The organism is Pseudomonas sp. IT-P258, from assembly GCF_949767825.1.
Classification (GTDB): domain Bacteria; phylum Pseudomonadota; class Gammaproteobacteria; order Pseudomonadales; family Pseudomonadaceae; genus Aquipseudomonas; species Aquipseudomonas monachiensis.
Genome location: NZ_CATKPU010000054.1, coordinates 420,442 through 442,082 on the forward strand (window position 1 = coordinate 420,442; position 21,641 = coordinate 442,082).

Annotated in this window: 20 protein-coding genes; 12 read left to right on the top strand and 8 right to left on the bottom strand. The window is 57.0% G+C overall.

Annotation, left to right across the window (positions count from 1 at the left end):
* The first annotated feature begins 20 nt into the window (after positions 1-20).
* Positions 21-1,313 (top strand): MFS transporter, encoded by a 1,293-nt coding sequence (locus ACM6G4_RS20430; protein ID WP_056724869.1) that lies wholly within the window; start codon positions 21-23, stop codon positions 1,311-1,313.
* A 21-nt stretch (positions 1,314-1,334) separates the two neighbouring features.
* Positions 1,335-2,312, top strand: coding sequence for a 2-hydroxyacid dehydrogenase (locus ACM6G4_RS20435; RefSeq protein ID WP_414914473.1), 978 nt, complete (start codon positions 1,335-1,337; stop codon positions 2,310-2,312).
* A 43-nt stretch (positions 2,313-2,355) separates the two neighbouring features.
* Here ACM6G4_RS20435 and ACM6G4_RS20440 read toward each other — a convergent pair whose 3' ends face one another.
* Positions 2,356-3,660, bottom strand: coding sequence for an MFS transporter (locus ACM6G4_RS20440; RefSeq protein WP_414914474.1), 1,305 nt, complete (start codon positions 3,658-3,660; stop codon positions 2,356-2,358).
* A 283-nt stretch (positions 3,661-3,943) separates the two neighbouring features.
* On the opposite strand from ACM6G4_RS20440, the gene ACM6G4_RS20445 reads away from it, so the two are divergent.
* Positions 3,944-4,552, top strand: coding sequence for a trimeric intracellular cation channel family protein (locus tag ACM6G4_RS20445; RefSeq protein ID WP_056724874.1), 609 nt, complete (start codon positions 3,944-3,946; stop codon positions 4,550-4,552).
* 1 nt (position 4,553) lies between these two features.
* Here ACM6G4_RS20445 and ACM6G4_RS20450 read toward each other — a convergent pair whose 3' ends face one another.
* The 4 genes from ACM6G4_RS20450 to ACM6G4_RS20465 all read right to left on the bottom strand — a co-directional run bounded on the left by ACM6G4_RS20450 (position 4,554) and on the right by ACM6G4_RS20465 (position 8,527).
* Positions 4,554-4,769 carry a hypothetical protein gene (locus ACM6G4_RS20450; RefSeq protein ID WP_056724876.1) on the bottom strand — a complete coding sequence of 72 codons (216 nt, stop codon included), beginning with the start codon at positions 4,767-4,769 and terminating at the stop codon, positions 4,554-4,556.
* A 169-nt stretch (positions 4,770-4,938) separates the two neighbouring features.
* Positions 4,939-5,712 (bottom strand): ParA family protein, encoded by a 774-nt coding sequence (locus tag ACM6G4_RS20455; protein WP_056724878.1) that lies wholly within the window; start codon positions 5,710-5,712, stop codon positions 4,939-4,941.
* Positions 5,713-5,868: 156 nt separating this feature from the next.
* Entirely contained in the window at positions 5,869-6,801 is a 933-nt protein-coding gene (locus ACM6G4_RS20460) for a carbohydrate kinase family protein (protein ID WP_414914475.1), read from the bottom strand.
* A 160-nt stretch (positions 6,802-6,961) separates the two neighbouring features.
* Entirely contained in the window at positions 6,962-8,527 is a 1,566-nt protein-coding gene (locus ACM6G4_RS20465) for a carbohydrate porin (protein ID WP_414914476.1), read from the bottom strand.
* Positions 8,528-8,694: 167 nt separating this feature from the next.
* Here ACM6G4_RS20465 and ACM6G4_RS20470 point away from each other — a divergent pair, with 167 nt between their 5' ends.
* The 6 genes from ACM6G4_RS20470 (at position 8,695) to ACM6G4_RS20495 (ending at position 15,532) form a co-directional block, all read left to right on the top strand.
* The gene (locus ACM6G4_RS20470) at positions 8,695-9,969 is read left to right on the top strand and encodes an ABC transporter substrate-binding protein (protein ID WP_414914477.1); all 1,275 of its coding nucleotides are present in this window, start codon (positions 8,695-8,697) and stop codon (positions 9,967-9,969) included.
* Positions 9,970-9,990: 21 nt separating this feature from the next.
* Complete coding sequence (locus ACM6G4_RS20475; RefSeq protein ID WP_414914478.1) at positions 9,991-10,953, top strand: carbohydrate ABC transporter permease; 963 nt, start codon at positions 9,991-9,993, stop codon at positions 10,951-10,953.
* Positions 10,950-11,792 carry a carbohydrate ABC transporter permease gene (locus tag ACM6G4_RS20480; RefSeq protein WP_056724890.1) on the top strand — a complete coding sequence of 281 codons (843 nt, stop codon included), beginning with the start codon at positions 10,950-10,952 and terminating at the stop codon, positions 11,790-11,792. Before ACM6G4_RS20475 ends, ACM6G4_RS20480 begins: the two co-directional genes overlap by 4 nt.
* A gap of 27 nt (positions 11,793-11,819) precedes the next feature.
* Positions 11,820-12,965, top strand: coding sequence for an ABC transporter ATP-binding protein (locus ACM6G4_RS20485; protein WP_414914479.1), 1,146 nt, complete (start codon positions 11,820-11,822; stop codon positions 12,963-12,965).
* Entirely contained in the window at positions 12,962-14,464 is a 1,503-nt protein-coding gene (locus ACM6G4_RS20490; RefSeq protein WP_414914480.1) for a glycoside hydrolase family 32 protein, read from the top strand. The genes ACM6G4_RS20485 and ACM6G4_RS20490 overlap by 4 nt, the downstream gene beginning before the upstream one ends.
* Before the next feature lie 75 nt (positions 14,465-14,539).
* Positions 14,540-15,532 carry a LacI family DNA-binding transcriptional regulator gene (locus ACM6G4_RS20495; protein ID WP_223541187.1) on the top strand — a complete coding sequence of 331 codons (993 nt, stop codon included), beginning with the start codon at positions 14,540-14,542 and terminating at the stop codon, positions 15,530-15,532.
* Positions 15,533-15,581: 49 nt separating this feature from the next.
* On the opposite strand, the gene ACM6G4_RS20500 is transcribed toward ACM6G4_RS20495, so the two are convergent.
* Together ACM6G4_RS20500 and ACM6G4_RS20505 are read right to left on the bottom strand one after the other, a co-directional pair.
* Entirely contained in the window at positions 15,582-16,223 is a 642-nt protein-coding gene (locus tag ACM6G4_RS20500; RefSeq protein WP_056724897.1) for a LysE family translocator, read from the bottom strand.
* A 185-nt stretch (positions 16,224-16,408) separates the two neighbouring features.
* Positions 16,409-16,909, bottom strand: a complete 501-nt coding sequence (locus tag ACM6G4_RS20505; RefSeq protein WP_414914481.1) for an Lrp/AsnC family transcriptional regulator — start codon at positions 16,907-16,909, stop codon at positions 16,409-16,411.
* 119 nt (positions 16,910-17,028) lie between these two features.
* Between ACM6G4_RS20505 and ACM6G4_RS20510 the strand changes: the two genes are divergently transcribed.
* The 3 genes from ACM6G4_RS20510 (at position 17,029) to ACM6G4_RS20520 (ending at position 20,759) form a co-directional block, all read left to right on the top strand.
* A complete protein-coding gene (locus ACM6G4_RS20510; RefSeq protein WP_414914482.1) occupies positions 17,029-18,063 on the top strand; it encodes a histone deacetylase family protein in 1,035 nt (344 codons plus the stop codon).
* Between the two features lie 50 nt (positions 18,064-18,113).
* The gene (locus tag ACM6G4_RS20515; RefSeq protein ID WP_414914483.1) at positions 18,114-19,169 is read left to right on the top strand and encodes an ornithine cyclodeaminase; all 1,056 of its coding nucleotides are present in this window, start codon (positions 18,114-18,116) and stop codon (positions 19,167-19,169) included.
* A 174-nt stretch (positions 19,170-19,343) separates the two neighbouring features.
* Entirely contained in the window at positions 19,344-20,759 is a 1,416-nt protein-coding gene (locus ACM6G4_RS20520; RefSeq protein ID WP_414914498.1) for an amino acid permease, read from the top strand.
* A 94-nt stretch (positions 20,760-20,853) separates the two neighbouring features.
* Here the strand turns inward: ACM6G4_RS20520 and ACM6G4_RS20525 are convergent, their stop codons facing one another.
* Positions 20,854-21,468, bottom strand: coding sequence for a dTMP kinase (locus ACM6G4_RS20525; protein WP_409079234.1), 615 nt, complete (start codon positions 21,466-21,468; stop codon positions 20,854-20,856).
* Between the last annotated feature and the right edge of the window lie 173 nt (positions 21,469-21,641).

Sequence of the window (21,641 nt, forward strand, 5' to 3'; positions counted from 1 at the left end):
ACAAGCTCAGGAGCACCACCATGAAAACCGCAACGCTCGCCACCCGCCGCTGGTGGTACATCATGCCCATCGTGTTCATCACCTATAGCCTGGCGTATCTGGATCGCGCCAACTATGGATTCGCCGCCGCGTCCGGCATGGCGGCGGACCTGATGATCACACCAGGGCTGTCGTCGATGCTCGGCGCGCTGTTCTTCCTCGGCTACTTTTTCTTCCAGGTACCCGGCGCGATCTACGCGCAGAAACACAGTGTGAAGAAGCTGATTTTCGTCAGCCTGATCCTCTGGGGCAGCCTGGCGACGTTGACCGGGATTGTCTCCAATGCCTACTGGCTGATCGTCATTCGCTTCATGCTCGGCGTGGTCGAAGCGGCAGTGATGCCGGCAATGCTGATCTACCTGTGCCACTGGTTCACCCGCGCCGAACGTTCCCGGGCCAACACCTTTCTGATCCTCGGCAACCCGGTGACCATGCTGTGGATGTCGGTGGTCTCGGGCTATCTGGTGCAGCATTACAGCTGGCGCTGGATGTTCATCGTCGAAGGTTTGCCAGCGGTGTTGTGGGCATTCATCTGGTGGCGTCTGGCCGATGATCGTCCATCACAAGCCAAGTGGCTCAACGATCAGGAAAAACAGGACCTGGAAAGCGCACTGGCCGCCGAACAGGTCGGCATCAAGGCCGTGAAGAACTACGCCGAAGCGTTCCGCTCACCCAAAGTGATCATCCTGGCCCTGCAGTTTTTCTGCTGGAGCATTGGCGTGTACGGTTTCGTGTTGTGGCTGCCGTCGATCCTCAAGGCCGGCGCGCAAATGGACATGGTCCAGGCCGGCTGGCTGTCGGCGCTGCCGTACCTCGCGGCCGTGATTGGCATGCTGCTGGTGTCCTGGGGTTCGGACAAGCTGCAAAAACGTAAACGTTTCGTCTGGCCGCCGCTGCTGATTGCTTCGATTGCCTTCTACGGCTCGTACGCATTGGGCGCTGAACATTTCTGGTGGTCCTACACCTTGCTGGTAATTGCCGGGGCCTGCATGTACGCGCCTTACGGGCCGTTCTTCGCAATCATTCCGGAAATCCTCCCGGCCAACGTGGCGGGTGGTGCCATGGCGTTGATCAACAGCATGGGCGCGCTGGGTTCGTTCGGCGGTTCTTATCTGGTCGGTTACCTGAACAGCTCCACCGGTTCGCCCGGCGCGTCGTACTTGTTGATGAGCGGTGCGCTGATGCTTTCGGTGGTGCTGACGATGTTCCTCAAACCCGGCGCCAGTGACCGCGAGCGGCCCACAGTAGCGCGCACCGCCACTGCACACTCTTGAATCGATGTTGAGATAACCACCATGAAAAAGCAGGTCGTTCTATACAAGAAACTCTCGTCGCCGCTAATGGCTCGCTTGCAAGAGCAGACCGAGGTAACAGTGATCGACAGCCTCGACGCCGAGGGCCTGGCGAGACTGCGTGATGCCCTGCCCCGTGCCCATGGCTTGCTCGGTGCAAGCCTGAAGCTGGATGCCGGACTACTCGACCTGGCACCGAACCTTGAAGCCGTCGCCAGCGTGTCGGTGGGGGTCGACAACTATGACATCGATTACCTGACCGAGCGGCGCATCCTGCTGACCAATACGCCGGATGTACTGACCGAAACCACCGCCGACACCGGTTTCGCGCTGATCCTGGCAACGGCCCGGCGGGTGGTGGAACTGGCGAACCTGGTACGCACAGGCGGATGGCAGCGCAATATCGGCCCCGCACATTTCGGCATCGACGTGCACGGTAAAACCCTGGGCATCATCGGCATGGGCCGCATTGGCGAGGCACTGGCCCAGCGCGGGCATTTCGGCTTCGGCATGCCAGTGATCTACCACAGCCACTCGCCCAAACCGGCGGTCGAGCAGCGCTTCGATGCGCAATACCGCAGCTTGAACGACCTGTTGCTGCAGGCGGATTTCATTTGTCTGACCTTGCCGCTGACTGCGCAAACCGAGGGGCTGATCGGCACCGATGAGTTTGCTTTGATGCGCCCGGAAAGCATCTTCATCAACATTTCCCGGGGCAAGGTGGTGGACGAAACCGCGTTAATCGACGCATTGCGCCGAGGACAGATTCGCGCGGCCGGGCTGGATGTGTTCGAGCGTGAGCCGCTGAATCCGGATTCGCCGCTGTTGCAGTTGAGTAATGTGGTGGCGACACCGCACATCGGCTCGGCGACACATGAAACACGGGAGGCGATGGCCAGGTGCGCGCTGGATAATCTGCTGGCGGCGCTGGCGGGTGAGCGGCCGGCGAATCTGGTGAACACCGGGGCATGGAAGCGTTAGCCGTTCATCAAGCCACTGCTCCCGACAAGATTGAGGCAGCGGCTCAGCGATTGGTCGCTGCCGACGCCACGTATATCTCGCTGAACTTCGACAATCCTGAATTGAAACGGATCTTGCCGTGGACTTTATCCTTGGGGGCTAGCAGCACAATTGCCCCCACGATCACTTCGAAAATCCCGGCACCGACAATAACCAGGCCGGTTTCAAAGCGGGCATACAGCGCAGCACCGCAGGCACCGGCAATCAGAATCGACGCGCCCAGCGCCGCAAAACGCAGCCGTGCCAGCCCGGCGATTTCGCTTTGTCTGAACCGGGTTTGAATCAGCAGAATGAAGGAGATGTCGATCAGTGGCCCGCCGAGTGCCGCAAGACTTGCGCCGACCATCATCCCCGTGAGGACGTGTTCCGGTGGCAGGTACAGCACCGCCGCACCGATGATCGCGATGCCCAGGCCGTTAACCACGGAACCGAAGGTAAACCCGTGATACAAGCGACGGATCTGCAGATTGCCCACAACAAAAATGGAGATCAGGTTCCCTGCCCCGTAAGCCCCCATGATCAGGCCGTAGGCAGCAAACCCCTGTACCCCGAATCCCTGGATATCGTATTTGACGACTGCCAGCGCCATGCCGATCGATATCCCCACACTCCAGGCAACATTGCCCAGTCCCGCACACACATACACCGCCTGCATCTGGCTGCGTCCCGCAAGACTTCTCCAACCGGCGGTAAATCCGGCACGCCGGCTTGTTGCCTTGACAGGTTGGCGCGGCAACGCCTTGCCCAACTTCATGACCGCCCACGCGTAGATCAGGAAGGTGATGCTATTCAGGGTAAATAGATGCTCGATCGGGATCAGCAGCGTAATCGCCGCTGCCAGCATTGGCCCGATCACCCGGGCGACCCGGATGATCGCATCGAACAGCGCATTGACCGATTGCAGCTGGTCCGGCGCCGCGGCAATCCGCGGAAGACTGGCGCGCAGCGCCGGCTCGAACAACGAGTTGACGATCATCATGAGCATGAGCGGCACCGCCAGCATCCACAGACTCATGATGCCGAATCCCCAAGCAAGCACCGGAATCAAGGCAAGCCCGGCCCGCGCCAGGTCGGCGCCGATCATCGTGCGACGGTGGTCCCAGCGCTCAGCCCATATTCCGCCCAGCAAAGCACCTGCCAACGCGGCAGCACCGCGTAAAGCACTGAGCCAGCTTGCATCGGTTCCGGCGATCTGCACCGCCATCCAGGCGATGGCAATCGCGAAGAGTTCGTCACCGATCGAAGAAAGCGCCAACCCTCCCCACAGCAAGGCTACGGGCCGCTGAAGCAACGGCCTGAACAATTTCATATCATCAACTCCGCACAGTCACTCAACAGGTCTGAAAAAAGCCTGTCGTCTCGTTACCCGCGATCCTGAACACCCCACTCGCGAGCACTCCCCTCTCCTCCACCTCAATGCAGTCTCCGATGTGGGAAGGGCACGAACCCACTAGACTTCCGGTGGGTGAAGCACCACCTACATTTACAACCCGCATTGCCAGGCCAACGACGATGCCTTGCAGATGGCGCGCGCCTGCATTCCCCACATCGCCATCGTTCACTTATTGGACAACCTGAGAACGGAGTAACGGATGCTTTATTTTCAGCAAATGTTGGGCACCGCCGTGTTTGCCATTACCGGATTGTTAGCTATCCAAAAGGTAGGTGTCGATCTGTTCGGGGCCGTAGTGCTGGGCATCATCACTGCTATTGGTGGTGGCACCATTCGAGACCTACTGCTGGATCAACCGATTTTCTGGATTGCAGACTTCAACTACATCTGGGTCGCATTGGTTACCTCACTACTGGCATTTTTTCTCACCAATAGATTGCACAAACGCTATCAGCTATTGCTGTATCTCGATGGTTTTGCGGCCGCACTGTTCGGATTAGTCGCTACTGAGAAAGTGATGGCATTACAGCTTGGTGCACCTTTGGCAGTGATGATGGGCGTGCTGACCAGTATTGGAGGCGGCATAGCGCGTGATGTGCTAGCCGGCAGGGCCTCGTTGTTGATGTCACGTGAGATCTACGCCACGCCAGTCCTGCTGGGGTGCACCTTGTATGTCTTGCTGCGCGATACATTTCCGTCAATCCGGATCGCTGGTTGGATCGCTTTGATACTTACCTCTGGATTCAGGTTTCTCGCCATTTATAAAGGGCTCCAAATGCCAGCGATTTTCTCCACCAGGCAGAGGTAAGTCACGCGAGCTTGATGGCCCCGCCTTGGATATCGTCCCGCGCCATTCGCAAGTCATTGGCGTCTTGGTTGAGCCGATGAATCAAGTTCAGTAATCGTTGGCGCAACACCTCATCCTGGAGCTGCTCTGCAGCACGCATCACATCAAGCGCCGCTGCCTCATTGTTGGTGGCAACGGAATCGAGCAGTTTGCGCATGCTTCTTGATGGCCGATTCATCTCCAACCCTCCCTGGTTTCGGTGGTGCGAATCATATGGCCGGAATGTTTCGTTAGTGTTTCAGCTGTACGAACTGGTTTTGAATCATCGACCCTGGCTGGTTTGACACTAGCTGGAGTGACACCCCTGAGGGGACGATTACACTTGTAACAGCCCATCCGCGATGAAGCTAAGCGGCCCGTTCCAGGGCGTCCAGCAAGCCAACAAACTCCAGCGAAAGCTTATGTCGCGGGGCCAAATGGACGATGGGAACTGACATTTCGTGAGATTCGCGCATCTTGACGGAGCTGCTCAGATAGACCGGTAGCACTGGCAAGCCTTCGGCCAGCAACTCATTCACGAGAGATTGGTGTAGGCCGGTATACCCGGCGAACTGGTTGACCACCACCCCTTCCACTTTCAGTGATTCATTGTGATCAAGACGTAGTTCTTCTACCTGTGCGATAACACGGTACATCGCCTGGCGAGAAAAGCTGTCGCAATCGAATGGAATCAGCAATCGATCTGCAGCCACCAGCGCGCTGAATGTGTAGAAATTCAGCGACGGAGGCGTATCGATATAGATGCGCTCATAGTCCTCGGACAGCTCTACCAGTAACTTGCGCAGCTTGTTGATCTTGAACCTGCTCTCGAGTTTTGACTGGAGGTCTGACAGTTCAGAGCTAGCAGTCACCAGGTGAAGGTTGTCGTAAAGGGTCTCGGTGATGGCCACTCGATTCCTTCTGCCTTCAAAGCCACTGGACAGTGTTTGTTTGAAGAAGTCCGCTATGCCTGCGGGAATGTGCTCGTCGGTCAAGCCCGTGAGGTAGTGAGTCGAGTTTGCCTGGGGGTCGAGATCTACCAGCAGCGTTCGGTAACCTTCGGCAGCACTCACGGCGGCAAGGTTGCAGGCAATGCTGGATTTCCCAACGCCCCCTTTCTGATTGAATATGACACGACGCATAGGGCTTGCTCATCCATGAAAAAGGCCAAAGGCCGGCTGAAGTGTGTAAGAAGTCATGTCAATTCTATGACGGCAACATTACAGTTTTGCGACAGCGATTGGCCAAAGCTGCGCACTAGAGCATTTGACTGCCAACACAAGGTGGTAGCGATAGATTTACACGGATGAGCAATCCCCTGGGTTTGCCAATGTTAGCCGCTGCAGCAAACCTTCCACGTCAGCTAGCGCTGGAGCATGGGCTCCGGCATGGCGGCAAGATATGGATGCGCAAGCCGCTGAAAATTGCAGGCGCTCTCTCAAGTCCGCGATCCCCAACAACTCCGCAGCCAGCCAACCAGCCATACACGCGTCTCCTGCTCCAACCGTGTCCTCTACCTTCACGGCAATAGCCGGCTGATCGAGTTGGCTGTCCGGGGTGTGGAGAACCATCCCGTGTTCCCCTCGGGTAAAAAGGATCTGCGCCTGAGGATTAAGAGCGCGAAGTTCATCCATTGCCTGGTGTTCTGTCAGCCCTGGATAAACTTGCCGAAGGTCTTCGTCGGAAAGCTTGATCATGTCAGCAAGGGTGGTCATCGTAGGGAAGGTCTGCTCCCGATAATGGCTATCCATTAAATTGCGCCAGTTCGGATCATAGCTAATCCGTTTACCGGCTACTTTGGCCTGCTGAGCAATTTTAACCAGCCTGTCTGCGAGTGGCTGTCGAGCCAAACTGATGCAGCTGAAATGACACAGCTCTGCATGGTTGATCCATCCATCGGGCATCAGATCCGGATCAAAAAACAGATCGGCATCTCCAGCAAAAAAATACCTTGGAGGACGGCTCGATGGAACGATGGCGACCAAAGGATCTCGGTCTACCCGTTGGATAAACCTCATATCCAATGCTGCCGCTTCCGACTGTGAAACTATCTCGTCACCCAGTGAATCCATGCTCACCGCCCCAGCAAAAGCGCTGCTGACACCCAAGCGACTTAGCGCTCGTGCAACGTTCCAGGGAGCACCACCCGGGTAGCCCTTCCACTGTCCAGGAGTGCCTTGGACAAGATCGGTCAGGGCTTCGCCAAACACTACTGCGCGAGGCAATACCATCGTCATTTCCTCAATTTTTTGTCGTAGGGAACTGCTGGCTGATCAGATTCGACCGGTAATCACTGACTCAATGCGTTTTGATGAAAGGCAGGGTTTGTTGAAGTTAGAGAAGTTCTCATGGCCAACCTCAAAGCAGATGTTGGCCGAACGCGCTTGAATATTAAAACCAGGTTTCCATTTGTATGCCGTATTGCCATACACCTCCGGCTTTGAAGTCCGTCATGCCAAAGGAGTCTGTGGTACTGAATCTGTCCAGATCCGAAGACCAGTTCATGAAGCTTGCGAACACTCGCAATTCGGGACGTGTAAGAAGATCTCCAACCTCGGGTTTAAATGTCGGGGCGACAGTGAATTTCCAAAAGTTACCGTCGACCGCATTACGTTGTAGATAGTCCTTCGGATCAAGGTTCATGGTTTGCCAGCTTATTTCGTAGGCCATCTCGAAATTGCTGTTGATTTTATTGGCCAAACGCACGTTCAGGGTCAGCCAACGGTAGTCGTCACCCTTGACGTATCTATCCTTGCTCTGTTCGGCCAGCAAGCTGGGGCCGATACGCCAGTCAGGCGCAAGGGGTGTCTCACCGTAAAGTGCCAGACGCAGAGCGCGGGCATCGTCGATCAGTTCACCATCCGAGCCGACGTTCTTGACCTCAGCTCCCAGACCTTGCCCATAGAGCAGCGCCGTTTTGAAGAAGCCTTCCCTGCCGAAAAAGTTTTTCTGGTGATTGGCCAGCATGCTGTGCAAGCCGGAATCCGCAGGCGTCAAACCCGCTGCATTGGTTCGGGTAGCGAAATCGTTTTTCTTTGCGCCGATGGCATTGAACATCCACTGCCACTGACCATCCTCGAAGAACTGGTTGGAGGTCAGGATGTAGCTTTCCACATCGGCACTAAGACCGCCTTGACTGAAATCCCCGTAGTTGCGCCCGATCAAAGAGTAGTTCGAACGCCAATTCTTGTTCATCTGCATATCGTAGATTCCACCCCCGGTGCCGGCCAGATAGACAACGTCCGAGTCCAGCCAGTGGATATCGAAATTATCTCTATCGAATCGCTTGCCTGCCCACAGGGTGGCGTTCTCGAACACTGAATTGCCCTTGAATGCCGCGAGATGGTCAAGCGCTGTGAATACCTGGCGCACGTTCAGTTTGCTTTCGTCGGCCGTCCAGTCATTGGAACTTTCCACACCGTCGGCGATGGAGACCGTGAATTTGGAACGGGTGCCGTTTTGCGCATAGATTTCTTTCGACAGGTCTATACGCATGTAGGTGTCGTCTTCGTTACCGAGTCGCCCGACTGCACCACCGACTGAACCGGCAGGAGTTTCATAAGGGCCGCCACGACCACCCCCCAGCCGATCGTTGATCAGCAATCCGGAGCGGGCGTAGCCGTTGAAGCTGAACCCATCAGTGAGGTGTCCGGTACTGCCCTCTTTCTCCAGGCTTTGCTGGCGGGCCTCGAGTTTTGCCAGTCGGGTATCCAAAGCGGGCGCCGAAATTACTGCCGCAGTAGACGCGGCAGGCTGCAAGGGAGCAGTGGCGAGTTTGATCTGCTGCAATTCCCTGGCAAGTGCCTGGGTTTGCTGTTCGGCTGCGGCCGCACGCTTCTCCGCTGCGCTGGTACGGGCTTCAAACGCGGCCATGCGGTCTTCCAGAGTCGCGGCCTGAGAGGTTACCGCCGAGGTGCCGAGCACGCCTGCGAGTAGCCAGCTTGATGCTTTCTGCATGTGAATTTCCTGTTTTGTTTTTATTTTTCTGTTCCCGCGAACGGCCTTTTTTCGTCAATTGTGAATTGTCAAAATTGACGAAAAAAAGGATGCCTCATCGCAAATACGCTGCTACATTTGGCGATGTTAACGTTAACTTTTCTAAAAACAAAAATAAAGAGGGCTTTATGAAACAGCTAAAATCTCTCCTCCCAGCCGCACTAGTCACCCTCTGTGCCGGATTTCCATGCCTCTCGAGCGCAGCCGACTTAACGATCTCGTGTGGTGCGGTGGGTGCGGAGTTGCAGCTCTGCAAGGAGGCTGTCGAGGCGTGGTCGAAACAGACCGGCAACAACGTCGAGGTGGTTTCCACCCCTAACTCGGCGACCGAGAGGTTGTCGTTCTATCAACAGATCCTCAGTGCGCAATCCAGCGACATCGACATCATTCAAATCGATATGGTGTGGCCAGGGATGCTGGCCAAACACTTGATGGATCTGCGCGAGGTGCTACCTGCCAACGCGACCCAAGGCTACTTCCAGGCACAGGTGGATAACGCCACGGTGAACGGACGGTTGGTGACGATGCCGTGGTTCACCGACTCGGGCCTGCTGTATTACCGCAAGGACTTGCTCGAGAAGTACAACCAGCAGGTTCCCCAGACCTGGGAGGAGATGACTGCTACCGCCAGGAATATTCAACAGGCTGAGCGCAATGCCGGGAACCCCAATGCGTGGGGTTACATCTTTCAGGGGCGCGCCTACGAGGGCCTGACGTGTAATGCCCTGGAGTGGATCAGCAGCCAACCGCAAGGCGGGCTGGTCAATCCGCAAGGCGACATCGTGGTCAACAGTCAGGCTTCAAGAGCTGCTTTGACCCTGGCGAAAAGCTGGGTGGGAGACATCTCCCCGCGTGGCGTACTCAACTACACCGAGGAAGAAGGTCGTGGCGTATTCCAGTCGGGCAATGCGCTGTTCATGCGTAACTGGCCTTATGTCTGGGCGTTAGTGCAAAGCCAGGACAGTGCGGTAAAAGACAAAGTCGGGGTCGCTCCCCTGCCCCGCGGCGGCGAGACCGGCAGCCATGCCTCCACCCTCGGTGGCTGGGGCCTGGCGGTATCGCGCTACAGCGCCCATCCCAAACTTGCCGCCGAGCTGGTGAGCTACCTGACCCGTGCCCAAGAGCAAAAACGCCGTGCCCTGATCGGCGCCTATAACCCGGTTATCGAGTCGCTGTATCAGGCCCCCGAATTGCTCGCGGCCATGCCTTATTACGCCCAGCTGCACAGCATTCTCAACGATGGGGTCATGCGCCCCGCCTCCATCACTGCCGATCGCTATCCACGAGTCTCCAATGCGTTCTTCGATCGAGTGCATGGCGTGCTGGCGGGCGAGTTGCCTGTGGATCAGGCGCTGGCCGAGCTGGAAAGCGAACTCACGCGCATCAAACGCCGGAACTGGTAAGCCACAAGGAAGAAAATCGCCATGTTTGTCTCTACGACCCATGTCCCCTGTGACGAGCTTCTGCTCACCAGGGAAACGCCCGTACAACGACGCCGGGTACGCGCCGCCTGGCTGTTTCTGACACCGATGCTGTTGTGTCTGACGCTGGTGGCAGCCTGGCCGCTACTGCGTACATTCTGGTTCAGCCTGACCGACGCCAGTCTGTCGGACACCGCTGGCGGATCCTTCGTCGGCCTGAGCAATTATCTGTTCCACAACGGTTCCACCTGGTCGGGCATCCTGGTCGATCCTCAGTGGTGGAACGCTGTGCACAACACCTTGCATTTCACTGTGGTATCGGTGGGACTGGAAGTCGTCCTGGGGCTGCTGGTGGCGTTGCTGCTGAACATCAAGTTCACCGGCCGTTCCCTGGTGCGGGCGTTGATTCTGATTCCCTGGGCGATTCCGACCATTGTCTCGGCAAAGATCTGGTCATGGATGCTTAACGACCAGTTCGGCATCATCAATCACCTGATGCTGAGCCTCGGCCTGATTGACGCGCCCCTGGCCTGGACGGCCGATGCGGACCTGTCGATGTGGGCGGTGATCCTCGTCGACGTCTGGAAGACCGTGCCGTTTGTCACGCTGCTGATGCTGGCGGCCTTGCAGATGTTGCCGAGCGATTGCTACGAAGCCGCGAGGGTCGATGGCATTCATCCGCTGAAAGTGTTCTGGCGTGTCACCCTTCCCCTGCTGATGCCCGCACTGCTGGTGGCGGCGATCTTCCGCATCCTCGACTCGCTGCGGGTATTCGATGTGATCTATGTGCTGACCTCGAACTCGTCGAGCACCATGAGCATGTCGGTGTATGCCCGCCAGCACCTGGTGGAGTTCCAGGACGTCGGTTACGGCAGCGCGGCCTCGACGCTGCTGTTTCTGGTGGTTGCGGTCATCGCCATGCTTTATCTCTACCTCGGACGCCGTCAACTGGAGGTCCGGTCATGAACCTGCGCCTACTGAAAAAAGCACTGTTGCGCCTCGGGTTCTGGTGCCTGATCGGAGTATTGCTGCTGTATGCGGTTTTCCCTTTCTACTACGCCATCGTGACTTCACTGAAGCCGTCCAGCGCCTTGTTCGAGGTGAGCTACTGGATCGACAACCCCGACTTCTCCAACTACGCGGCGGTACTCCATCAAGCCTCATTCCTGCGGGCTATCGGTAATTCGCTGGTGGTGGCGCTATGTGTGGTGACACTGGCGCTGTTCCTCAGCCTGACCGCCGCCTATGCCTTGGGCCGGGTGAAGTTCCGAGGACGTGGCACGGTGTTGATGCTGGTTCTTGGTGTGTCGATGTTTCCCCAGGTCGCTGTGCTGTCGGGTCTGTTCGAAGTGATCCGTGCCCTGGGCCTGTACAACACGTCCTGGGCATTGATCCTGAGTTACACGATTTTCACCCTGCCCTTCACCGTCTGGGTGCTGACCACATTCATGGGGCAACTGCCTCATGAACTGGAAGAAGCGGCCATCATGGATGGCGCTTCACCCTGGGTCACACTGACCCGGGTGCTGTTGCCGCTGCTCTGGCCTGCGCTGGTTACCACCGGTTTGTTGGCCTTCATCGCCGCATGGAACGAGTTCCTGTTTGCCCTGACCTTCACCCTCACCGACACGCAACGCACAGTGCCGGTGGCCATTGCCCTGATTTCCGGCGGCAGCCCCCATGAGTTGCCTTGGGGATTATTGATGGCTGCATCGGTGCTGGTCACTGTCCCACTGGTGATTCTGGTGCTGATCTTCCAGCGCCGAATCGTTTCCGGTCTCACTGCCGGCGCGTTAAAGGGTTGATGCCCAACAAAGACAAGGAACAGCATCGTGATCAAATTGAAACTGGACAACGTGAACAAACAATTGGGCGGCGCGCGGATTCTTCGCGACGTCAGCCTGGAGATCGCTGCGGGTGAATTCGTGGTGTTCGTCGGCCCTTCGGGCTGCGGGAAATCGACCCTGCTGCGGCTGATCGCCGGGCTGGATTCGATCTGCGGCGGCGACCTGCTGATCGACGGGCGACGGGTCAACGACCTGGAGCCGCGCGAGCGTGGCGTCGGCATGGTGTTTCAGTCTTATGCGCTGTACCCGCACATGAGCGTCTACGACAACATCAGCTTTGGTCTCAAACTGGCCAAGACTGAAAAGAGCAGCTTGCGCGAGCGCGTACTGAAAACTGCGCAAATCCTGCAGCTGGACAAACTGCTGCAACGCAAGCCAAAGGAACTGTCTGGAGGGCAGCGTCAGCGTGTGGCAATGGGCAGAGCCATGGCGCGTGAGCCGGACATTTTGTTGTTTGATGAGCCGCTCTCCAATCTGGATGCATCCTTGCGGGTGCAGATGCGCAACGAAATCGCCCGGCTGCATGCCCGACTGGGCTCGACCATGATCTACGTCACTCACGATCAAGTGGAAGCGATGACCCTGGCCGACAAAATTGTCGTGCTCAATGGCGGTCACGTAGAACAGGTCGGCTCACCGCGCGAACTCTATGAGCGTCCGGCGAGCCGCTTTGTCGCCGGTTTTCTCGGTTCGCCCAGAATGAACTTTCTGGCGGCACGCCTGCATGCCCCGGGTGAAACCAGCCTGGTCGAATCTCCCGTCCTGGGTATGACCTCCCTGCCCTTCGACAGCTCGAACCTGGCGGCGGACGCCCCACTGAGCCTGGGGATTCGCCCGGAACACATGTCGCTCAAGGCGGCGCAGGGAACTGCTGGCGTCGTCGTGACCGGGGTCGAATACCTGGGCAGTGAAACCTATGTGCACCTGGATACAGGTCAGGACGAGCCACTGATCTGTCGTTGTGAGGTCAACGCCGGATGGCAGGTGGGCGATCGGGTCGAGCTGCAACTGGACGTCGACAACCTGCACCTGTTCGACGCCGACGGCACGGCCTTCAAGCGCCACCCACACGCCATTGAAACCCTGCCGGATGGCGTCCCTCTACGCTCGGCACGAGCAGGCGCCCTATGACTGTGTCTTTGAATTCCATGAGTGTTCCAATGTCCACTGCCCTTGAGATTGCGCAGCATGCGCTCAGTGATGGCCTGTCTCGTGTCATCCACGATTATCGACCCGATTATCATCTTGCCCCCCCCGTGGGCTGGATGAACGACCCCAACGGGGTGGTGTACTTTCGTGGCGAATACCATGTGTTCTATCAACACCACCCTTTCGAAGCGAAATGGGGCCCGATGTATTGGGGGCATGCCAAAAGTTCCGATCTGGTCCATTGGCAACATTTGCCCATTGCGCTGGCGCCCGGCGACGACTTCGACCGTGACGGTTGCTTTTCCGGTAGCGCGGTGGTGTGTGGCGATACCCTGGCACTGATCTATACCGGGCACACCTGGCTGGGAGAAGTGGGTGACGAACGCTCGATCCGCCAAGTCCAGTGCCTGGCCACCAGCACCGACGGCATCCGGTTCGTCAAGCATGGCGCCGTCATCGAGAACGCGCCGCAAGACACGATCATGCACTTTCGTGACCCCAAGGTATGGCAGGAGGATGACTATTGGTACCTGATTGCCGGCGCGCGTCTGGCTGATAAACCGCTACTGCCGCTATACCGTTCCACGGATCTGCATGCCTGGGAGTTCCTCGATTATGTGTCCAGCGGCAGTGAGGGCGATGGCTATATGTGGGAGTGCCCGGATCTGTTCCGACTGAATGGACGCGATGTGCTGCTCTACTCCCCTCAGGGCATGCAACCCGAGGGTTACGAACGGCTCAACAAGTACCAGACCGGTTATCGAGTGGGCCGACTCGACAGCAAATGGCACTTCACCGGCGGGCCTTTTATCGAGTTGGATAACGGCCACGATTTCTATGCCGCGCAAACGCTACTGGCCGCCGATGGTCGGCGTCTTGTGTGGGCGTGGCTCGACATGTGGGAAAGCCCGATGCCGAGCCAGGCCCATCACTGGTGCGGCATGCTCGGGTTACCGCGCGAACTTGAACTGCATGCAGATCGTCTTTGCGTGTATCCAGCTCGGGAGCTCGCCGCCTTACGCAAGGAGCCAATACCGGGCACGTCCTGGTGGGATGGGTCGGGAGCCCGATGGGTGCGGGAAGTGAATGGCGACAGGCTCGAAATCCATGTGCATCTGGATTTGCTCGACTGCACCGACGGCCACCTGGGAGTCGCCTTGCGTTGCAGCGATGATGGCCAGGAAGAAACCCTGCTCTATTACGATGCATCACTGCAGCGTCTGGTGCTTGACCGCAACCGCTCGGGTGCACAAGTCACCGGTCAGCGCAGCGTGGCGATAGACCTGACACAAGAGCGACTGGAACTGCGTGTGTTTCTCGATCGCTCGTCCATCGAGGTGTTCGACGCGAACGGGCGCTTCAGCCTCAGCAGTCGCTTCTATCCGCGGCCCGACAGTCTGGGCGTGAAGCTGTTTACCAGCGGAAGTGGCGGGCGTGTCTCGATTCCCAGGGCATGGCCTCTCGGCTCTGGATGGCTATGAGCAGCGTCATTCGAGTCGCGAGAAGCCCGGGCCCTGTGTCATGATTCTGCGTCAACCTGACCGGTCTCATCTCGCATGACTTCAGTGAAAGATGTTGCACAGCTGGCCGGCGTGTCCCTGATGACGGTTTCTCGAGCGCTCAATAATCCGGAAAAACTGAGTCCCGAAACCCTTCAGCGGGTGCGTCGCGCCATTGATGAACTGCAATTCGTACCGAGCCTGTCGGCGCGCAAGATGCGCGGCGACAACCTCCAGTCGCGAACCATCGGAGTGTTCGCGCTAGACACCGCGACCACACCGTTCGCGGTCGAACTGTTGCTGTCCATCGAACAGACCGCACAGCAAGCCGGCTGGAATGTCTTCATCCTCAACCTGTTGAGCAATCCGCCCACCGACCAGAACATCGACCTGATGTTGTCGCACCGTCCCGACGGGTTGATCTTCAGCGCCATGGGGTTTCGCCAGGTGAGCATTCCCGAGCGCTTGAAGAGCAAACCCCTGGTCCTCGCCAATTGCCTGGCCGATGACAGTCACCTGGTCAGTTATGTGCCGGACGACGAATCGGGGCAGTATCGCGCCGTACATCACGCGTTGAGCCAAGGCTATCGACGCCCTCTGTGTATCAATCTGCCCAAACAGAGCCTGGCCTGGGGCCTGCGACAAAAAGGCCTGCAGCGTGCCTGTCAGGCATTCGGCCTGGCGCCTGACGCACTGCTGCAATACGACCTTTCCGATCATGATGCCTATGGTGAAACCGCAGCCATCCTCGACCGGCACATCATCGAAGGTCGTCCCCAGTTCGATGTTCTGATCTGTGGCAACGACCGCATTGCCTTTTGTGCCTATCAGCTGTTGTTGGGCCGTGGCCTGAAAATTCCCGACGATGTCGCCGTGCTCGGCTACGACAACATGATCGGTATTGCTGAGCTGTTCATCCCGCCGCTGACCACGGTGCAACTACCGTACTACGAGATCGGTCGCAAGGCTGCCCGGCACCTGATCGAGACCCTCGACGTATCGGGAGCCCAGCCCGTTGATTGTCCATTGGTGGTTAGGGCATCGCTATGAGATTCAGTTAATTCGGTGATGCCCGAACGAGCGACTAGCCGCCCTTCTCTTATGCAGCCTGTCGACGCATGGTCAGGATGGCGGCTCCGAAGCAGATGAACGTCGACCCTACCACCCGGCTAACCCACCGGGACAAATCAGGCCGCGTCAGCACGCCCTTGGCCCGGGAGGCAAGCGCGGCATACAGGCTCAGCGACGTAACCGACAACGCCATGAAGATCGAGGTGAGGATCAGGAACTGCGGCAGCAACGTCGCGCTCTGATCGATGAATTGCGGGAACAGCGCAGTGAAGAACATCGTCGCCTTAGGGTTGGTCACTGCCGTCAGGAAAGCCGACTTGTACAGTTTTAAGCGAGTGGGCCTGCTCTTCTTCGAGCCATCCTGCATACCTTCCGCGAGCATCGGGCTCTTTTTGAACAACTGCCTTAGCCCCAGGTAGAACAGGTAGCCGGCACCGATGATCTTCACCACATTGAACAGCCATTCGGAACTGGCAAGCAACGCCCCCAGCCCCAACATGGCAGCGGCCGACAGGCAGAACAGGCCACTGGCATTACCAAGGGACGACCACACGGCGCTGCGCTGTCCGTGGGCCAAGCTGTTGTTGATCGCCATCAGGGTCGCAGGTCCTGGACTCGCAATGGCAATTGCAGCGACCAGGGTAAAGGCAAGAATCGAGTGAAATTCCATTTTCAACGCTCATAGTGGGATGTGCGTTGCATATTACAGAAGATGATCTGGCGCGCACTACCATGCGTTGGTCATGGAGTCGATTTATGGAGACCGTGGCATTAAAGCAGGCTCCAGTGTGTCGGTTGACTACAACGGGGCTACGTCAAAGGCAGGGTTTCAAAAGGTGATCTACCCCTGCCCATTCACTCCTTGCTCGATTTGGGTATCGCTATACGGCTACTGGTCTTGACCTCGCGTAAAGCCAGACTGGACTGGATGGACGCAATACCCACCTGACGCCTGAGCACCTGCTCGATAAAGTCACTGTAGCTATCAAGATCCTCTGCCAACACTTGCAGCACGTAATCGGCATCGCCGGTGATCTTGTGACAGGACAATACTTCGGGCAATTGCGCAATCACCGCCTCGAAGGCGTCCGGAGCGTGATCGGCGTGGGTGGAAAAACGGATGTGCACGAACGCCATGATATCCAGCCCCAGCATTCGTCGATCAAGGTTCGCCTGATAGCCCTTGATCACACCCGCCTCCTCCATTCTCTTACGCCGCCGCCAGCAAGGTGTGAGGCTTAACGACAAGCGCTCACTGAGCTCAGCGTTGGAAATACTCGCATCTTCTTGCAGCAATGCGAGGATTGCCAAGTCGGTATCGTCGAGACTGATGCTTTTGGATAATTTTTTCTGCATTACGCCATTCCAGAGTAAAAACGCCCGAACAATCTAGCAAACCACGAAAACAAAGCAAAGAAAGCGCATCCCGGCCGGAACAGAATACTTGCACTGGCTCACATTAACGGATGCGCAGAATGTTTACAGTTTTCAGTGATTCTCACCGCTTGCACCACGGCACCGAATTGAAAGACGGCGTGCTCAAGCCATCGTTCGAACAGCCCAGTCGGGCCGATACCGTCCATAGGCGTGTCAAGCAGGTAGGCCTTGGCCAGATCGTCGAACCGCGAGCATTTGACCGGTCGTGTTATGTCAATGCGCACAGCGAGCGCTACGTCAGCTTTCTAGAAGGCGCCTGGACTGAATGGTGCGCCACCGGACGTACGCACGACGCCCTACCGCTGGTATGGCCAGTGCGTGACCTGTCCAACGAGCAAGTCCCGACGTTCATCGACGGCAAGCTCGGTTTCTACGCCATGGACGCCGGCTCCCCGATTACCGCCACCACTTGGCAAGCGGTGAAAACCAGTGCAGACATCGCGCTCACCGGCCTGGCACTGATCGATGAAGGCCATGACAGTGCTTTTGCCCTGTGCCGACCGCCCGGCCATCACGCAGCGCGTGAATACATGGGCGGCTATTGCTATCTCAACAACGCCGCCATTGCTGCACAACAGGCCATTACCCAAGGTGCCAATCGTGTCGCGGTACTGGACGTCGACTTTCATCACGGAAATGGCACCCAGAACATTTTCTACGAGCGTAGTGACGTCATGTTTGTCTCGCTGCACGGCGAACCGGCGGTGTCTTACCCGTACTACTCAGGCTTCAGCCACGAAGCCGGCACAGGCGAGGGCGAAGGTTACAACCTGAACTATCCGCTGCCGAAGAACACCACCTGGGAAAGTTATCGCAACGCCTTGCTCCACGCCTGTAAGAAACTCCAGCAGTTCGCCCCTGAAGTGCTGGTGATTTCACTGGGCGTCGACACGTTCAAGGACGACCCCATCAGCCACTTCCTGCTGGAAAGCGAAGACTTCATCGGTATCGGAGAGCTGATCGCGAGCGTCGGCTGCCCCACCCTGTTCGTCATGGAAGGTGGCTACATGGTCGATGAGATCGGGATCAATGCGGTCAACGTGCTGCATGGCTACGAGAGCAAACGCCCCTGAGTCATCCCCTGAATCGCAACGCTTCAACTATTGAATCGGAGAATAAAAACATGACTCTTTTTATAGACGTCGATCATGCTGCACGCCTGTTCGCCACGGTGGGAATTCGCCGGGCAATCCGCGAAATGGCCACTTATATCGAAGCGGACTATTTGCGCTGGGCACAGTTTGATAAGTCGCCCCGTACCGCCAATCATTCGGCCGACGGTGTGATCGAGTTGATGCCCACCGACGATGGCCAACAGTACTCGTTCAAATACGTGAATGGTCACCCGGGCAACGGTCAAAGCAATATGCTGACGGTCATGGCCTTCGGTGTCCTGGCCGATGTCCACAGTGGCTATCCCACTTTACTCAGTGAACTGACGCTGACCACAGCTGTGCGCACGGCAGCAACTTCCGCATTGGTCGCACAATCTCTCACCCGCCCCGGTGCAACCTCAATGGCAATCATCGGCAACGGTGCCCAGAGCGAATTTCAGGCCCTCGCCTTCCACGAAATGCTGTCCATCAAGCAAATCCGCATTTTCGATCTCGATCGCGACGCTTCACTCAAGTTGAAGCACAACCTGTCAGCGTTCCCGGATATTGAGGTGATTCTGGCCAACTCGGTACAGGAAGCGGTCAAGGGCGCGCACATCGTCACCACGGTCACCGCAGACAAAACCTATGCAACGATTCTGACGCCCGAGATGATCGAGCCCGGCATGCATATCAATGCCGTGGGTGGTGACTGCCCAGGGAAAACCGAACTGCACGCCGACATCCTGCGCAACGCCCGGGTCATCGTTGAGTTTGAACCTCAAACCCGAATTGAAGGCGATATTCAACAATTGGAGGCCGACTCTCCCGTCGTCGAATTCTTCCGGATTGTTCAGGGCGAAGCCCCGGGCCGCGAGAACGACGCACAGGTCACCGTGTTCGATTCGGTGGGTTTTGCCCTCGAAGACTTTTCGTCACTGCGCTACGTGCATGACCTGGCGCGGGAGCATGCCATCGGAGAGCGCATCCATCTGGTGCCGACGCCTGACAACATAAAAAACCTCTACCAGCTGGTTGATCAACCGCCAGCAATCGTCCCCTCGCGCCTACGCACAGTGAGCTGATAGCCATTGGTGATACCCCTGAGCAAAGTGCCGGGGAGCTACTCACCCTGTGAGTGGACGACAAACCCTGCCACCCGCAACCCACCATCGTCAGTAGCCGTTGGATCTCTAACAAGAACGCTAGACACCCACTTTCTGCCAAAACTCAAAAACATAAAATCAAGAGGTTTTGTAATGAAATCGACTCCGTCCGAGCGGGTTGAACAGCCCGCGCTGCAGCGCACGCTCAGCAATCGTCACATTCAGTTAATGGCCATGGGAGGCGCCATCGGTACCGGTCTGTTTATGGGGTCCGGCAAGATCATCGCCCTCTCCGGCACGTCGATCATCCTCATCTATATGATCATCGGTCTGTTCGTCTACTTCGTCATGCGCGCCATGGGCGAATTGTTACTTTCCAACTTGAACTTCAAAACCTTCGCGGATTTTGCCGGTGCCTACCTTGGCCCACGCGCAGCATTCTTTCTCGGCTGGTCATACTGGTTAAGCTGGAGCGTTGCAGTGATAGGTGATGCAGTGGTGGTCGGCGGATTCTTCCAGTACTGGTTCCCCGACGTACCCGCCTGGATACCGGCCATCGGTATGCTGATAACACTGTTTGCCTTGAACGTGCTGACTGTCAGGCTCTTTGGTGAAGTGGAGTTCTGGTTCGCAATCATCAAGATCATTGCCGTCGTCACCCTGATTGGCGTCAGCATGGTCCTGATTGCCAGCTCCTTTGTCTCACCCAGTGGCGTCACCGCATCCCTGAACCACTTGCTGGATAAACAGGCCGCCTTCCCCAACGGCTTGTTCGGTTTCTTTGCCGGGTTCCAGATGGCGATTTTCTCATTTGCGGGCACCGAGCTGATCGGTACTGCAGCCGCCGAAACACGCTCCCCCGAGAAGACCCTGCCTAAAGCCATCAACTCGATTCCGCTGAGAATCATCCTGTTTTATGTGCTGGCACTGGCCTGCATTATTGCAGTGACTTCCTGGCAACAGGTTTCGCCCAACAAGAGCCCCTTCGTCGAACTGTTTCTGGTTGCAGGGTTTCCCGCAGCAGCCGGCATCGTCAACTTCGTGGTACTGACATCCGCCGCCTCATCGGCCAACAGTGGCGTATTTTCATCCAGTCGCATGCTGTTTGGATTGGCTAATCAGGACAACGCTCCGGGGATTTTCCGACGTCTGTCGAGCAATAGCGTGCCTCTGCTGAGCCTGGCGTTCACCACACTGTTGATGCTGGTAGGCGTGTTGTTGCTGTTCATCGTTCCAGAAGTCATGACCGCGTTCACCATCGTCTCTACCGTGTCGGCAATCCTGGTGATTTTCACCTGGTCGACCATCCTCGCGTCGTACATTGCCTATCGCAAAAAACGACCCGATTTACATGCGATATCGGCCTACAAGATGCCGGGCGGCGTGCCGATGGCCTGGTTTTCCTTGGGGTTTCTGGGTTTCGTTCTCTGCCTGCTGGCATTGAGACCTGACACCCGTATTGCCTTGATGGTCATGCCAGGGTGGTTCATATGGCTGGCGATTGCCTATCAGCTGACCCATACCAGGAAACTCAAACCCGCTGCTGGCTCGGCAAGTCATTACAGCTGATGTTCACCTATTGATGGTATTAATTGGCTGAAAGGCTTTTTTCCAGCACAAAACAAACGCCCCGAACATGTCGGGGCGTTTGTTGGCGACTTCGCTAACATCGAAGGACGCTATAGATCTCAGAAATAACCTGCATCGTTGCGTCTTCTATCGTTCCTTCATTGCGGCATAAAACCCAGCCGTGATCTGCAGTCGCTTGCTCGAACGCCTTGGTACAAGCGACATGTTCTTCCAGCTTATGGATCACGGTACTGCTCAGCCCACGCCGTCGTGCCGCTGCCCTCGCCCATGAAATTTCAGGGGCGGTGACAACCCCGACATGCAGGTCTGGCACTCGCACGTTTCGATCGATGTTCAACTGTAGAATCTCTGCAAACGGGACTATCCGGCGAAACGCGGCATCAGACGGGTACCAGCGATCGATCAAGATGATGCTGCCTGGTGGCTGTTTAGCCAGCACGTGCCGGGAAATCCAGGTACGGCTATCAGCAAAGCGCTCACAAACCTCCAACTCCAAATCGCGGGTGGGATTTCTGACGAATTTGTTCACGAGGGTCATTGTTTCACCCCTATAGGGATCGCTTTTTTTCTCGCAAAGTCGGATCACTTTTTTGTTGCCTGCCCTCAGTACTTTCGTGACGGCCTCCAACAGTGTGGTTTTGCCGGCTCCCTTGGGCCCATCCAGAGAAACAAACAGCGGACGATTCATTTTTCACATAACGATTGATATACGGTTTTTTTGCCCTGTTCGTTCGCTGGAACCCTTTGGCGCAACTACGCGAATCGAGTGGAGGGCCCCTTATGAACAGAGATTGATGAACACTCTAACCCGGTTTCGGGCTAACGGGTCTCAAAACCCGGGGTTACAGCCGCTTATGAACA

Bases quoted from the DNA above. Each gene is read 5' to 3' on its own strand.
- ACM6G4_RS20430 (WP_056724869.1), top strand. From the start codon at position 21: ATGAAAACCGCAACGCTCGCCACCCGCCGCTGGTGGTACATCATGCCC.
- ACM6G4_RS20475 (WP_414914478.1), top strand. From the start codon at position 9,991: ATGTTTGTCTCTACGACCCATGTCCCCTGTGACGAGCTTCTGCTCACC.
- ACM6G4_RS20495 (WP_223541187.1), top strand. From the start codon at position 14,540: ATGACTTCAGTGAAAGATGTTGCACAGCTGGCCGGCGTGTCCCTGATG.
- ACM6G4_RS20440 (WP_414914474.1), bottom strand. From the start codon at position 3,660: ATGAAATTGTTCAGGCCGTTGCTTCAGCGGCCCGTAGCCTTGCTGTGG.
- ACM6G4_RS20520 (WP_414914498.1), top strand. From the start codon at position 19,344: ATGAAATCGACTCCGTCCGAGCGGGTTGAACAGCCCGCGCTGCAGCGC.
- ACM6G4_RS20435 (WP_414914473.1), top strand. From the start codon at position 1,335: ATGAAAAAGCAGGTCGTTCTATACAAGAAACTCTCGTCGCCGCTAATG.
- ACM6G4_RS20460 (WP_414914475.1), bottom strand. From the start codon at position 6,801: ATGGTATTGCCTCGCGCAGTAGTGTTTGGCGAAGCCCTGACCGATCTT.
- ACM6G4_RS20470 (WP_414914477.1), top strand. From the start codon at position 8,695: ATGAAACAGCTAAAATCTCTCCTCCCAGCCGCACTAGTCACCCTCTGT.
- ACM6G4_RS20490 (WP_414914480.1), top strand. From the start codon at position 12,962: ATGACTGTGTCTTTGAATTCCATGAGTGTTCCAATGTCCACTGCCCTT.
- ACM6G4_RS20480 (WP_056724890.1), top strand. From the start codon at position 10,950: ATGAACCTGCGCCTACTGAAAAAAGCACTGTTGCGCCTCGGGTTCTGG.
- ACM6G4_RS20445 (WP_056724874.1), top strand. From the start codon at position 3,944: ATGCTTTATTTTCAGCAAATGTTGGGCACCGCCGTGTTTGCCATTACC.
- ACM6G4_RS20525 (WP_409079234.1), bottom strand. From the start codon at position 21,468: ATGAATCGTCCGCTGTTTGTTTCTCTGGATGGGCCCAAGGGAGCCGGC.
- ACM6G4_RS20515 (WP_414914483.1), top strand. From the start codon at position 18,114: ATGACTCTTTTTATAGACGTCGATCATGCTGCACGCCTGTTCGCCACG.
- ACM6G4_RS20500 (WP_056724897.1), bottom strand. From the start codon at position 16,223: ATGGAATTTCACTCGATTCTTGCCTTTACCCTGGTCGCTGCAATTGCC.
- ACM6G4_RS20455 (WP_056724878.1), bottom strand. From the start codon at position 5,712: ATGCGTCGTGTCATATTCAATCAGAAAGGGGGCGTTGGGAAATCCAGC.
- ACM6G4_RS20510 (WP_414914482.1), top strand. From the start codon at position 17,029: ATGTTTACAGTTTTCAGTGATTCTCACCGCTTGCACCACGGCACCGAA.
- ACM6G4_RS20505 (WP_414914481.1), bottom strand. From the start codon at position 16,909: ATGCAGAAAAAATTATCCAAAAGCATCAGTCTCGACGATACCGACTTG.
- ACM6G4_RS20465 (WP_414914476.1), bottom strand. From the start codon at position 8,527: ATGCAGAAAGCATCAAGCTGGCTACTCGCAGGCGTGCTCGGCACCTCG.
- ACM6G4_RS20450 (WP_056724876.1), bottom strand. From the start codon at position 4,769: ATGAATCGGCCATCAAGAAGCATGCGCAAACTGCTCGATTCCGTTGCC.